Annotated in this window: 7 protein-coding genes and 4 pseudogenes; 3 read left to right on the top strand and 8 right to left on the bottom strand. The window is 72.2% G+C overall.

Annotation, left to right across the window (positions count from 1 at the left end):
- Window position 1 precedes the first annotated feature (1 nt).
- The 3 genes and pseudogenes from GA0070619_RS32045 to GA0070619_RS33175 form a co-directional block, all read right to left on the bottom strand.
- Entirely contained in the window at window positions 2–1,255 is a 1,254-nt protein-coding gene (locus GA0070619_RS32045; protein ID WP_088946156.1) for a cytochrome ubiquinol oxidase subunit I, read from the bottom strand.
- Window positions 1,256–1,455: 200 nt separating this feature from the next.
- A pseudogene (locus GA0070619_RS32050) lies at window positions 1,456–2,256 on the bottom strand (M56 family metallopeptidase); the annotation flags it as partial.
- Window positions 2,239–2,661: pseudogene (locus GA0070619_RS33175) on the bottom strand (4'-phosphopantetheinyl transferase family protein); the annotation flags it as partial. The pseudogenes GA0070619_RS33175 and GA0070619_RS32050, both read right to left, overlap by 18 nt.
- A 202-nt stretch (window positions 2,662–2,863) precedes the next feature.
- On the opposite strand from GA0070619_RS33175, the gene GA0070619_RS32055 reads away from it, so the two are divergent.
- The gene (locus GA0070619_RS32055) at window positions 2,864–3,133 is read left to right on the top strand and encodes a hypothetical protein (protein ID WP_088951411.1); all 270 of its coding nucleotides are present in this window, start codon (window positions 2,864–2,866) and stop codon (window positions 3,131–3,133) included.
- Between the two features lie 45 nt (window positions 3,134–3,178).
- Here GA0070619_RS32055 and GA0070619_RS32060 read toward each other — a convergent pair whose 3' ends face one another.
- The 3 genes from GA0070619_RS32060 to GA0070619_RS32070 all read right to left on the bottom strand — a co-directional run bounded on the left by GA0070619_RS32060 (window position 3,179) and on the right by GA0070619_RS32070 (window position 7,326).
- On the bottom strand, window positions 3,179–3,961 hold the full coding sequence (locus tag GA0070619_RS32060; protein ID WP_088951412.1) for a peptidase: 783 nt from the start codon (window positions 3,959–3,961) through the stop codon (window positions 3,179–3,181).
- Window positions 3,961–5,244: a VWA domain-containing protein gene (locus tag GA0070619_RS32065; protein WP_088951413.1), complete on the bottom strand. Its 1,284-nt coding sequence runs from the start codon at window positions 5,242–5,244 to the stop codon at window positions 3,961–3,963. Before GA0070619_RS32065 ends, GA0070619_RS32060 begins: the two co-directional genes overlap by 1 nt.
- A 420-nt stretch (window positions 5,245–5,664) precedes the next feature.
- Window positions 5,665–7,326, bottom strand: coding sequence for a dolichyl-phosphate-mannose--protein mannosyltransferase (locus tag GA0070619_RS32070; RefSeq protein ID WP_406085405.1), 1,662 nt, complete (start codon window positions 7,324–7,326; stop codon window positions 5,665–5,667).
- Between the two features lie 132 nt (window positions 7,327–7,458).
- Between GA0070619_RS32070 and rsmI the strand changes: the two genes are divergently transcribed.
- A complete protein-coding gene (rsmI, locus tag GA0070619_RS32075) occupies window positions 7,459–8,307 on the top strand; it encodes a 16S rRNA (cytidine(1402)-2'-O)-methyltransferase (RefSeq protein WP_088951415.1) in 849 nt (282 codons plus the stop codon).
- Between the two features lie 41 nt (window positions 8,308–8,348).
- On the opposite strand, the gene GA0070619_RS32080 is transcribed toward rsmI, so the two are convergent.
- Complete coding sequence (locus GA0070619_RS32080) at window positions 8,349–9,080, bottom strand: hypothetical protein (RefSeq protein WP_088951416.1); 732 nt, start codon at window positions 9,078–9,080, stop codon at window positions 8,349–8,351.
- Window positions 9,081–9,661: 581 nt separating this feature from the next.
- Between GA0070619_RS32080 and metG the strand changes: the two are divergent.
- Window positions 9,662–11,459: pseudogene (gene metG, locus GA0070619_RS32085) on the top strand (methionine--tRNA ligase).
- Between the two features lie 45 nt (window positions 11,460–11,504).
- Here metG and GA0070619_RS32090 read toward each other — a convergent pair.
- Window positions 11,505–12,674, bottom strand: a pseudogene (locus GA0070619_RS32090) (hypothetical protein); the annotation flags it as partial.

Consider the following 12,674-nt stretch of genomic DNA (forward strand, 5'->3'; position numbering starts at 1 on the left):
CTCAGACGAGCGCGGGTTCGGGGTGGGTCGACTCACTCGGCGGCGCTGGTGGGCGGCCGAGTGCCGGATCGGCCGCGCCCCGCGCCGCGTGCCGGGCGAGCAGCACCCAGTTGGTGACGGCGAGGGTGCCGAGCAGCAGGCTGAACCCGATCAGCGAGGCGAGCATCACCGGTGCGCCGACCGGGGACACGGCCTGCTCGGTGGGGAGCAGCCCGTACGCCACCCAGGGCTGGCGGCCGACCTCGCGGGCGATCCAGCCGAGGACCACCGCGACGAACGGCAGCGGCAGGGCGAGCAGGACCAGCCAGAGCGGGAAGCGCAGCCGGATGATCCAGTCCCGGAAGAGCAGGGGGAGCAGCAACCAGACGCAGCCGAGGGTGAAGCCGATCAGGATCATGAAGCCCAGCCCGACGCTGGCCAGCACCGGTGGCGTGTAGTCGCCGGGGCCGAACCGGGTGGTCCAGTCGGCGATCAGCGCTTGCGCCTCCGGGCTCTGGCCGCCGAACTTGGTCGGCTGCACGCCGCCGACCGGGCCGAACTGGGCGAAGCCGAAGCCCTGCACCAGGCTGATCGCCAGCGCCGAGGTGACCAGGCCGATCCGCAGCGAGGTGCGGAAGAGCACGAAGTCGGGAGTACGCCGGATCAGGTGCCAGGCGCTGACCGCCGCCATCAGCATCCCGCCTACCAGCAACGCGGCCGAGACCACGTGCCCGAACGCCATGCCGAGGCTGGGGTTGGAGAGCAGCGCGCCAAAGTCGGTGAGGTGGGCGATGCCGTCGCGTACCTCGTAACCGACCGGGTGTTGCAGCCAGGAGTTGGCCACCATGATCCAGAACGCCGAGGCGTACGCGGTGATGGCCACGCCCCAGAGCAGCGCGAGATGGACACCCTTACCGAGCCGGTGCCAGCCGAAGATCCACATCCCGAGGAACGTGGATTCGAGGAAGAACGCCACCAGCGTCTCGATGGCCAGCGGCGCGCCGAAGACGTTGCCGACGTAGCGCGACAGGCCACTCCAGTTCAGCCCGAACTGGAACTCCATCACGATGCCGGTGGCGATGCCGAGCACGTAATTGATCACGTAGAGCTGACCCCAGTAGCGGGTCAGCCGCTCCCACTTCGGGTTGCCGGTGAGCACCCAGGCGGTCTGCATCCCGACCAGCAGGGTGACCAGCCCGAGCGTGACGACCACGAAGAGGAAGTGGATCGAGGTGGTGGTGGCGAACTGCAGGCGGGCGAGGAGCAGGGTGTCCATGGCCGGCTCTCCGTAGTGTTGGCTCCCTTGTCGTAGCCACCCTACACGTAGTTTCTCTACACGTCTGTCTACTACGTGACGTCGTAGAAGACGGTACTACAGCACGTAGTAGTCATGGGTTTGGAAGATCGCGCTCTTGCGGCGGGACACGGCGGCGCGGCACCCATGCGGGGGCGCGGCGTGTGACGTGCTATTTCAGGTCAGGACAGGAAGAGGGTGACCGGGAGGGCGACCAGCGTGCTGGCCACCGCGAGGGCGGTGGCGCCGAGCACCCGGGGCGGCCGGTCGGTGACCAGGAGGCGCTGGACCCGTACGTCGAGATCCCGGTCGCCCATGCCCAGCGCGCCGGCCGGGGTGATCCGGTGACCGGCGGCGGCGAAGCGGCGCAGCGCTCCGGCCAGCGGCGCTTCCGCGTGCAGCTCACGGGCCTTGTCGTCGGCGCGCATCTCGACCAGCAGGGCGACCCGTTCGTGGGCGTCGCGGACCCAGCCGAACCACGGCAACGCCCGGCACAGCGCGGTGAACGGCAGCAGCACCAGATCGTGCCGCTCGTGGGCGTGCGCGCGCTCGTGGCTGAGCACCGCGGCCAGCTCGGCGCGGTCGAGCAGGCTCAGAGTGCCGGCGCTGACCACCACCTGCGGCTTCACCCCGGGCAGGCAGTATGCGGCGGCGCTCGGATGATCCAGCACCAGCGCGCCGGGGGCGGCCGGATCGTCCCGGGCGACCAGGGAGAGCAGGTCCCGGTGCCGGCGCTGGGCGCGTACGGTGCCGTGGATGCTGCGGACGGTCGTGGCGACCAGCACCGCGCCGATGCCGAAGCCCACCCCGACGCCGGCGAGGTGGAAGGTGTTCACCCCGATCGGCAGTGTGCCGTGGGCGAGGTCGTTGGCCAGGGCGAGCAGCGCGCTGCCGGTCGGCAGGTCGTACGCGCTCAGCCCGAGCGCCATGGGCAGGCCCATCGCCGAGAGACCCACCGCCAACCCGACGACCGGCCAGGAGATGCCGCCGGGCAGCCGTGCGCAGAGGGCCTCCTCCTCGGGCAGCAGCACCATTCTGCGTACTCCCGGATCGACCTCGTGGTGCTGCTCGGCGTCCATTCCGACGGATCGGACATCGGTGGTGAGCGCCGTCGCGGCGGCGCAGTAGCCGGTGGTGTGGGTGATGGTGCCGACCACCCCGGCCGGCCAGACGGGCGCGCGGTCGGGGGCGGCCGGCACGGCTGTCGGTGGCAGGCCGAGACCGGTCATGGCCCGACGGGCGCAGGCCCTCCCAGCGGCGAAGTCCCGCCGACGGGTCTGCACGGCCCGCTCGCTCAGGCACGCCTGCTCGGCGGGGAGCAGTTCGCCGACCCAGTCGTCCGGCCCGGCCACGGCCACGGCGACTGTCGACGGCAGCAGGTCACGCATCGCGGCAGCCTACTGGTCGGTGGGAGCAGCGGCTCCTGTCAACCGTCAGATTTCCGACTCCCACGACGGGAGAAGGTACCGCAAAGATGTAACACCGGAGGGACGTGCAGCGCGCCCTCCCTGATGGCTCCGGGGGGACCACCATCAAGAACTGGTCGGGCAGGGCAGCCGCCAGTCCCGTGGACATCTGGAAGGACGTGCGATGACCGATGGTGCGGAACGGTCGGGGGTGCGGGTGGACGATCACGCCCCGAAGACCCCCTGCTGGAGCTGCGGCTCCTGCGGCGACGAGTGGCCGTGCGCGACGAAGCGCAGCCGGCTGCTGGCGGAGTACGGGAGTGACCGCGCGATGCTCAGCGTCTATCTGGGTTCCTGTCTCGCCGCCGCCACGGAGGATCTGCGCGCCGCGCCGGTGATGTCGCTCCAGAGTCGGTTCATCGGCTGGTTGCCACGCGGCTCCCGCCGAGGTTGAGCCGCTGGTGGCCCCACCTTCGGGCAGGGCCACCAGCGGGGCGGTTCAGCGACGCCGGGGCCGCCTGGTCACCGCGAAGCCGACGACGCCGGCCACCGCGGCGAGCACGCCGCCGATGGCGGTCCAGACCCACCGCGAGCCGAGATTCGGCAACCAGTCCGCCGGCGAGTCACCGTCGTCGCCAGCTTCCGGGTCCGCCACGGGTACGGCGTTGAGCACCGTGCCCGCCTTGGTGTTCGGCACCAGCGGCGCTGCCAACTCACCGTCGTCGGCCGAGGCGCCCCGGTCGGCGACCGTGCCGACCAGCAGGTCCACGTCGATCGGTGCGCCCAGATCCGGCTCGGGCAGATCGATCACGGAGAGCCTGATGACGTACGTGCCGGGCAGTGGATCGGCTGACCAGGGCTCCGCCCACGGTCGTACCTCGCGCAACGTGCAGCCCAGCGCCACGCTCGACGCCTTCGCGTCCACGGTCGGGGTCTGTGCCCCGGCGGTGCACGCCTGCCGCCGGCGCAGCCCGTCGAACACGTCGACCGTCCAGGTGGAGGCGCCGCTGCGCCCCTTCGGGAAGGTGACGGTGGCGGTGATCTCGTGCACCTGGCCGGCTTTCGCCGGGAACGCCCAGTAGAGGTGGTCGCCGATCGACGCGTCCACCCGTACCGGTTGCCCCGCGGCGATCGGGGTGGCGCTGAGGAACGACGTGCCGGCCCGGTTCACCGGCGTGGCGCCCGGGGAGGGGCTCGGGGCGGCGACGGCCGAGGCGGGGAGCAGCGCGGCCCCGCCGGCGGCGAGCAGCGCCGCCAGCGATCGGTTCAGGGCGGTACGCATCAGTTCTCCCTCCAGGTGGCGACCCACCAGCGGGTGAGCAGCCCGGCGATCAGGCCGGTGAGCAGCCCGGCGACGGTGAGCAGGGCGAGCAGCACCCAGCCTCGACCGAGGTCCGGGCCGTCCGGTGCCGGTGCGGCGGCGACCACGTCGATGGTCAACTCCACGGGCATGCCCGGGGTGGCCGCGGTGCCGGGGCGCGGGGCGAACGAGTTGCTCACCACCAGGCAGACGGTGGTGGGTTCGACGACCGGCGCGGAACTCTCCTCGGCCTTCGCGGCATTCTCGTCGTCGGCGCTGGCCGACCAGCGCAGCCCGGCGGAGAGCACATCGGCCCGTCCGCTGCCGGCGTCAGCGCCGCGAACCAGTTCCCGGCCGTCCGCTGCGGTGGCCCTCAGCAGGACCCCGTAGTCCCGGTTCACTCCTCGGTCCAGCGCCATGCTCACCGACGCGCGCAGCTCCTGCCCGGGGCGTACCGGCACCCGGTAGTAGCGGTGCTCGGAGAAGGCCTCCCGGTCGGCGTAGACGCCGGGGGCGAGCAGCGGCGCCGAGTCGCAGACGTTCGTGCCGCCGACCACCGTCGGGGCGCGGGTGTTCGTGTCGCCGGCCCGCTCGACGAGCTGTTTGATCCGTCCGGTCAGCTCCTCGGCGCTCTGTGCGGCGGTGTAGGTGCCGCCGGTCGCGCTGGCGATGCAGAGCAGCTGCTTTCGGACCTTCTCGTCGGGGGCCAGACCGAGGGTGTCGACGACCAGGCTGGTGCCCTGGGCGGCCAGCTCCCGGGCCACCTCGCACGGGTCCGGCGGGGCGCAGGTGTCCTCGCCGTCGGTGATCAGCACGATCCGTCGGGTGGTGGCCCCTCGGCCCAGGTCCTCCGCGGCGGAGCGCAGTGCGAGGCCGACCGGTGTGAATCCGGTCGGCCGCAGCGTCGCCACGGCAGCTTTGGCCGCGGACCGGTCCACCGGGCCGACCGGCACGATCTGCTGAGTGTCCTGGCAGCCGACCTTCTTGTCCTTGCCGCGGTAGGTCGCGCCGAGCACCCGGATGCCGAGCTGGGTCTCCGCCGGCAGCGCGTCGACGACCTCGTTGAAGGCCTGCTGGGCAACGGAGATCCGGCTGCGCCCGTCGATGTCGGCGGCGCGCATCGAGCCACTGACGTCGAGCACCAGCTCGACCCGGGGTGGCTCGGGCACCGGCTCCTCGTCGGCCTGCGCCGGGGCGGGCCCGGCCAGTGCGGTGGTCGCCAGCAGCCCGAGAAGGACCGCCGTCGATCGTCTGAAGTTGATCACGGCCCGCAGTGTAGTGAGATCCACTTTGGATGATCGTCTGGGTGGGCGTGGATCGGACCCCGGTGCCTCCGGCCAGGTCGATGACCACCTCCGACCTTGCTTTTCCGCGCTCTGGGTCCACGCCAGGTCACCCTCGGTCAACTGCAGGCGGGTACGAGTCGGCCCGGCCACCATCCGTCGGAAATCTGACCCAAGTTGACCCGTTGTGCCGGTGGTGCGCGGTGGTTAAGCTCTTCATGCGCGCCCCAATCGCCCGCTTCCCCCGTGGCAGGCGATCGGGGCGCGCGTCTTTGTCGAAAGGCCCCGCAAGGTCACAGTGCCCGCAGGGGTCGCAGTGCCCGCAGGGTCACAGAAGGGCCCGCACGCTTCGGCGTGCGGGCCCTTCTCCGTCGCGCTGTGCGGCGCGTCGCCTGTCGGTGCTTATATCCACCGACCGTCGAGCCACATCCGGGACAGCCAGTCCGAGTACGGAATCACCTTGCCGACGAAGATCGGATAGAAGTACGCGAAGCAGAGCCCCACCAGCAGCACGTACGCCCCGGCCGCGATGCTGCCCACCAGTCGACGTTCGTAGCTCGGGTCGCCGGGCACCAGCGGTGCCACCTCACCCACGTCACCCCCGGCGGGCGCGATCAGCGCGCCGAGCACGTACACCACGGCAAGCACCAGGAACGGCAGCGCTGGCGCGGCGTAGAACGAGAACATCGTGCGGCCGTCGAGAGCGAACCAGAACCAGGGCAGCAGCCCGGCCGCCACGGTCAGCAGGATCGCGCCGGCCCGCCAGTCGCGGCGGGCCAGACCCAGCCAGGCCAGCGCCGCCAGGGCGGGCAGGAACGACCACCAGAGCAGTGGGGTGCCGAGCAGCAGGATCTCGGAGGCGCAGGTCGGTGCGCCGCAGGCGCCGTCACCGGACCAGTGGAACGCCACCGGCCGGCCGAGCAGCAGCCACTGCCACGGCCACGACTGGTATTTGTGCGCGTCGTCGAGCTGGGCGTGGAAGCCGTACGCCGCCCGGTGGTATTCGAAGAGGTTGATCAGGGGCCCGATCACCGGGCGGTCGCTGAGCGGGGCGCTCGGGTAGGCCGACGCGAGCCGGTAGTAGCCGTCGTCGGTGAGCAGCCAGCCCGACCAGGTGGCGACATAGGTGGCCAGCATGAGCACACCGGCGAGGACCAGCCAGGGCAGCTCGTCGAGCACTGTGTCCCGCCAGGGCCGGCGGACCCCCGCCGAGCGGCGGACGCCGACCTCCCAGAGGATCACCAGCAGCGCGAAGACCGGTACGAAATACAGAGCGCTCCACTTGACCGCGCAGGCGCAGCCGATCAACACCCCGGCTGCCAGCCGCCACCACGGCCAGGTGCGCCAACCGGTCGGCGGCCGGCCGGCACGGCCCGGTTGGCTCGGGTCGAGCCCGTCGTCCAGGGCCCGCGCCCAGCGCCTGCGGCGGGCATCCCGATCGAGCACCAACGCGCCGAACGCGGCCAGCACGAAGAAGAGCAGGAAGATGTCGAGCAGCGCAGCGCGGGACAGCACCAGGTGGAAGCCGTCCAGGGCGAGCAGCAGGCCGGCTGCGCAGCCGAGCACCGTCGAGCGGAACATCCGCCGACCGATGCGGACCAGCAGCAACACCGACAGGGTGCCGATCACGGCCGCCGAGAACCGCCAGCCGAACTCCGGCGCGGTGGTCATCAGGTGCCCGGGGACGGAGACCTTCGAATCCGCGTCCTGGTAGCCGAAGGCCCACTCGCCGAGGCCGATCAGCCACTTGCCCAGCGGCGGGTGCACGACGTACGACGGGACGTTGTCCTTGTAGTTCCACTCGACGCCGCGGGAGATCAGCCCGTAGCCGTCCTTGGCGTAGTAGGTCTCGTCGAAGATCTTGCCCTTCGGGCTGGACAGCCCGACGAAGCGCAGGATCGCCGCGATGGTCACCACCACCGCCGTGGCCAGCCAGGAGAACCGGTCCACCTGGCTGTCGACGGTGGCGAACCTTCGCCGGAGCGCGGCGGACGCGCCACCGCCACCGGCACTCGGTGCCGCCGGCTCCTGGTTGGGGCTGGGCTCGCCCGTCACCTCGACCATCTTGGCAGGCTCGGCGCTCGGGCTCTGCGCTGTCGACGCACTCGTCACCCGGCGATCGTAGGCTGCCAAGGTGTCCTGTGGCGCCCGTCGTCCCTGATACCGGTATTCGCTGTCGATGAAGGAGACGAATTCGTGGGTGAAAAGTCCGAAGCTGGGCGCCTGATCCTGCTCGGTGCCCCGCTCGGCAACCCCGCCGACGCCTCGGCCCGGCTCCGGGAGGTGCTGAGCACCGCCGACGTGGTCGCGGCCGAGGACACTCGCCGGCTGACCCGGCTGGCCCGCGACCTCGACATCACAGTCGGCGGCCGGATCGTCTCCTACTTCGAGGGCAACGAGGAGCGGCGAACCCCCGAGCTGGTCGAGGTCATCCTGAGCGGATACGTGGTGGCACTGGTCACCGACGGGGGGATGCCGAGCGTCTCCGACCCCGGCTACCGGCTGGTCCGGGCCGCACTGGACGTCGGGGCGCCGGTCACCGTCGCCCCCGGGCCCAGCGCGGTCACCACCGCGCTGGCGGTCTCCGGGTTGCCCTGTGACCGGTTCTGCTTCGAGGGCTTCCTGCCCCGCACCCCCGGCGCCCGGCGAACCCGCCTGCGCGCGCTCGCCGCCGAGGAACGGACGCTGGTCTTCTTCGAGGCCCCGCACCGGATCGGTGCGGCTCTCACCGACCTCGCCGACACGTTCGGCGCGGACCGGCCAGCCGCACTCTGCCGGGAGCTCACCAAGACCTACGAGGAGGTGCTCCGCCGTCCCCTCGGCGAGCTGGCCCGGTGGGCCGCCGAGGGAGACCCGCGCGGCGAGATCACTCTGGTGGTGGCTGGTGCGCCGGTGATCGCCCCGGAACGCCCCGACGACGACACCCTGCGCGCGGCCGTCGCCGAGCGGGAGGCCGCCGGCCGGTCCCGCCGGGACGCCATCACCGACGTCGCCACCGAGTACGCGCTGCGCCGGCGCGACGTCTACACCATCGTGCACAGCTGACCCGGGCGCCCGGCCGTGCCGGGGTTCACCGGGTGACGCGCTCACCAGGCGAAGGCCAGGAAGCCGACGGTGATCAGCACGGGGCCGGCGACGGCCGCTGTCACGGCCCAGCGACGGTGCCGACGGCCGGGCAGCCGGGCCGACCCGGTCCACCGGACGATGCCGGCCGTGCAGGCCAGCACCACCAGCAGACCGGGCAGCCAGAGCAGGTGCCGGCCCACGCCGGTGTCCGCGTACGCGGTGCCGGCGTCCGGGCCCGTCATCCGTGCCGGCACCGGTGTACCGCTCGCGTTCTCCCCGGCGGGTACGCCGCTGACCCGTACGCCGTGCGCGATGAACCGCCCGTCGTCGGCCGTGAACGTCCCCCGACACCGTTGGGTGAGCCCGTCACCGGTGCAGCCGTCGAGCACCACAGTGCCCACCCGGGCGTGCCCGACGGCGAGCCAGAACGGGCCGGCGCTGACCCAGGCGAAGAAGGCCGCCACCAGGCTCAGCGTCACCAGCGCGGCCAGCCCGGGCAGAGGATCGGGCGGTGGGGCCGTACGGCTCGGTGCGCGGCGGCCCACCGGGCGGAAGCCGCGGTCCCCCGACGGCGCCGGGTCCTCCCGCACCGGGGTGCCGTCCCAGTGCACCTCCTCGATCGGCGCCCAGAAGGCAGCGACGTCGTCCGGCGTGTCACCGTCGGACCGGCCCTCCCGTTGCAGGCGGCTCTGCTGGCGGACGGGCACTCGACGTGGCACCGCGTCCACCGGCGCGCCGGTGGTGGGTTCCATCTCGACGGCCTCCGTGGCGGCGGGTGCCGAGCCGACCGGGGGGCCTGATGAGCCGGGTCGGGCCGGGCTCGGTGCGGGTGCCGCCGGGGTCGGCCGGGCCGGCGTGGGTACCGGCGCGCCCGGCGTGGGCCGGGCCGGGGTGGCGGTGCGCTCCGCAGCCTCCTCCCGCCCCGATGTGACCGCCTGCCCCGACGGCCTGGCCTGCTGCTCCTCGGGCCGGTCGGCGCCGGGCCGCGGGGCGGGGCTCGGTCGCGGGCTGGGACTGGGGCGCGACGCGGAACCCGCGTCGGCTCCGGGCACCAACCGGGGCTGGGGTGCTACCCCGGCACTCCGGGGCGAGGCGGGGTCGGGGCCAGGGTCGTCGCCGACCGTCGGGCCGGTGCGAGGGTCCTCGTGGTCCCGTGCCGCTCGTCTGCCAGTCACGACGTTCATTGCACACCGGTCCGGGAGGCGGAACGGGCAGCTCGACCGCGTGTCGGCGACAAATCGGACCAATGGTGGAGGTGGTCCGGCCGGTCCGCCGGCCCGGCACCCCCCATTGGTTCGCGGTCGCCCCTGGCGGGTCACTAGGCTTGCTGCTCATGAGTCACGTTCTCGCGGCAGTGGCCTGGCCGTACGCCAACGGCCCCCGCCACATCGGCCACGTCTCCGGTTTCGGCGTTCCCTCCGACGTCTTCGCCCGGTACATGCGGATGGCCGGCCACGACGTGCTCATGGTCTCCGGCACCGACGAGCACGGCACCCCGATCCAGGTGCAGGCCGACGCCGACGGGGTGACCCCGCGCGAGCTGGCCGACCGGTACAACAGGGTGATCGTCGAGGACCTGCACGGCCTGGGTCTCTCCTACGACCTGTTCACCCGCACCACCACCCGTAACCACTACGCGGTGGTGCAGGAGTTGTTCGAGGGGATGTACCGCAACGGCTACATCGTGCCGAAGACCACCATGGGCGCGATCTCCCCGTCCACCGGCCGCACCCTGCCCGACCGTTACATCGAGGGCACCTGCCCGATCTGCGGGTACGACAGCGCCCGGGGCGACCAGTGCGACAACTGCGGCAACCAGCTCGACCCGATTGACCTGATCGACCCGAAGTCACGGATCAACGGGGAGACCCCGAAGTTCGTCGAGACCGAACACTTCTTCCTGGACCTGCCCGCGCTGGCCGAGGTGCTGCGGCAGTGGCTGGACACCCGGGAGGGGTGGCGGCCCAACGTGCTGCGGTTCTCCCGCAACCTGCTCGACGACCTCCAGCCCGGGCGATCACCCGTGACCTGGAGTGGGGCGTTCCGATCCCGCTGGACGGCTGGCGGGACCGGCCGGACAAGCGGATCTACGTCTGGTTCGACGCGGTGATCGGCTACCTGTCCGCCTCGATCGAGTGGGCCCGCCGCTCCGGCGACCCGGAGGCGTGGCGGCAGTACTGGTCCGCCGACGGTGCCGGTAAGGACTCCCAGTCCTACTACTTCATGGGCAAGGACAACATCGTCTTCCACTCGGTCATCTGGCCGGCGCTGCTCTCCGGATACTCCGGCGAGGGCTCCCGCGACGGTGCGCCGGGCGAGCTGGGTCGGCTCAACCTGCCCACCGAGGTGGTGTCGAGCGAATACCTGACCATGGAGGGGCGCAAGTTCTCCTCGTCGCGCAAGGTGGTCATCTACGTTCGTGACTTCCTGGAGCGCTACGACGCGACGCGCTGCGATACTTCATCGCCGCCGCCGGCCCGGAGAGCAACGACACCGACTTCACCTGGGCCGAGTTCCTCCGCCGCAACAACGACGAGCTGGTCGCCGGCTGGGGCAACCTGGTCAACCGGTGCGTCTCGATGGCGGCGAAGAACTTCGGCGAGATCCCGCCGGTCGACCCGGCCGGGCTCACCGAGGCCGACGAGGCGCTGCTCGCGACCTCTCGGGCCGGCTTCGCCACAGTGGGCGACCTGATCGGCCGGCACCGGCAGAAGCAGGCCATCGGTGAGGCCATGAGGGTGGTCGCCGAGGCCAACAGATACTCTCCGAGCAGGCCCCGTGGAAGCTCAAGGGCGAGGCGGAGAAGCCCCGGATGGGCACCATCCTGCACGTCGCCCTCCAGGTGATCAGCGACGCGAACACGCTGCTCACCCGTTCCTGCCGCACTCGGCTCAGCAGGTGCACGAGCTGCTCGGCGGCACCGGTGTGCACGCCCCGATGCCCGTCATCGAGCAGGTCGACGACCTGGACGGCGGGCCGTCGTACCCGGTGCTCACCGGGGACTACACCGTCGGCGCGCGCTGGGAGTCGGTGTCGATCGAGGCGGGCCGGCCGCTGGCAGCGCGAAGCCGGTGTTCCGCAAGCTCGACCCGTCGATCGTCGACGAGGAGCTGGCCCGACTGGCCGACTGAGCGCACGACGCCCCCCGGCGGCAGGGCATCCGGCCGCCGGGGACGTCACATCACGTACCGGGTGTCCATCACCTGGTCGTCGCTCACCTCGGCGCCCGGTGCCCAGGTCTCGTAGATGCCGCGGTCGTGACACTGCGCGCCGGTGGCGACCACGGTGTCCGGGTCCGGGAAGCGCAGCCGCAGCCGCAGCCAGCCGGCTTCCTCGCGCAGCACCAGGCACGGCACGCCCCGCCACTGGGCGAACCGGAGCCGTCGGGCCACCGCGTCCACCGGGTAGCGGGCGCCCCGGGTCATCGCCAACACCCGGAACCCGCCGGGCAGGTCGGCCACCGCCTCGTACTCGGTGTCGCCGTAGAGGCCCACCAACTGTGTGGAGCGCAGAGCGTCGCCGGTCGGCACGTACTCCTGGTCGGGGGAGAGGCCCGGCACCGCGGCGAGCAGGTGCCGCCACTGCGGACCCACCATCCGCAGCCAACCGCGCTGCTCCGCCTGGTACGTGTAGAGCACGACCTCACCCCTCGGCGGGGTAGGCGAGCAGGGTGGCGTTCGCCGGCATCGGCAGGTCGGCGAAGTCCCGGGTGATGAACTCGGGATGAGCTGACCGTTGCTCGGCACGAAGCCGGTGCCCAGCACCGGTGGGCCCAGCCGGTCCCGGGCGGCCAGCGCGGTCAGACCGCGGTGCGTCTCGCCGACCGGCACGTCGTAGTCGCCCGGGTCCGCGGCCCGCCAACAGCGCGTACGCGACGTCCGAGCCTTCCCGCCCGGCGTCACCGTCGGTGCGCAGCACCGTGGTCGCGGTCGGCGTACGCAGGTGCGCCACGTCGTGCTCGCGGAAGCAGAAGCCGTGCGGCAGCCAGCCCCGCACGTACCCGGCGAGCTGCCGGGCGGAGAGCACCTTCACCATCCGGGTGCCCCTCCGCACCACCGCCGAGGCACGCACCGCGGTCAGGACGGGGTCGCCCGCCGCGGACGGCTGCTGGCTGAGCTGGTGTACGTGCGTCCAACCGCGTTCCCGGTGCGCCGGCATCATCAGCGGCGTCTCCGGCTCCTCGGCCGGCTCGACCGCCCCGTGCACCGCGCTCGCCTCGGTGACGTGCACGAACCGGCGCCACGGCAGGGCGCTGCCCGGTCGGGGCGCCCGCTCGAAGCCGGCCACCTCCTCGGCGCTGAACAGCTCGTACGCGGCGCCCCGGGCGATCTCCTCGGCCGGGTACA

The sequence above is a fragment of the Micromonospora zamorensis genome (assembly GCF_900090275.1).
In the GTDB taxonomy this organism is placed as follows: domain Bacteria; phylum Actinomycetota; class Actinomycetes; order Mycobacteriales; family Micromonosporaceae; genus Micromonospora; species Micromonospora zamorensis.

What these genes read in the sequence shown, in the direction of transcription:
- GA0070619_RS32045 (WP_088946156.1), bottom strand. Translation starts at nt 1,255, where the DNA reads ATGGACACCCTGCTCCTCGCCCGCCTGCAGTTCGCCACCACCACCTCG.
- GA0070619_RS32055 (WP_088951411.1), top strand. Translation starts at nt 2,864, where the DNA reads ATGACCGATGGTGCGGAACGGTCGGGGGTGCGGGTGGACGATCACGCC.
- GA0070619_RS32060 (WP_088951412.1), bottom strand. Translation starts at nt 3,961, where the DNA reads ATGCGTACCGCCCTGAACCGATCGCTGGCGGCGCTGCTCGCCGCCGGC.
- GA0070619_RS32070 (WP_406085405.1), bottom strand. Translation starts at nt 7,326, where the DNA reads ATGGTCGAGGTGACGGGCGAGCCCAGCCCCAACCAGGAGCCGGCGGCA.
- GA0070619_RS32080 (WP_088951416.1), bottom strand. Translation starts at nt 9,080, where the DNA reads ATGGAACCCACCACCGGCGCGCCGGTGGACGCGGTGCCACGTCGAGTG.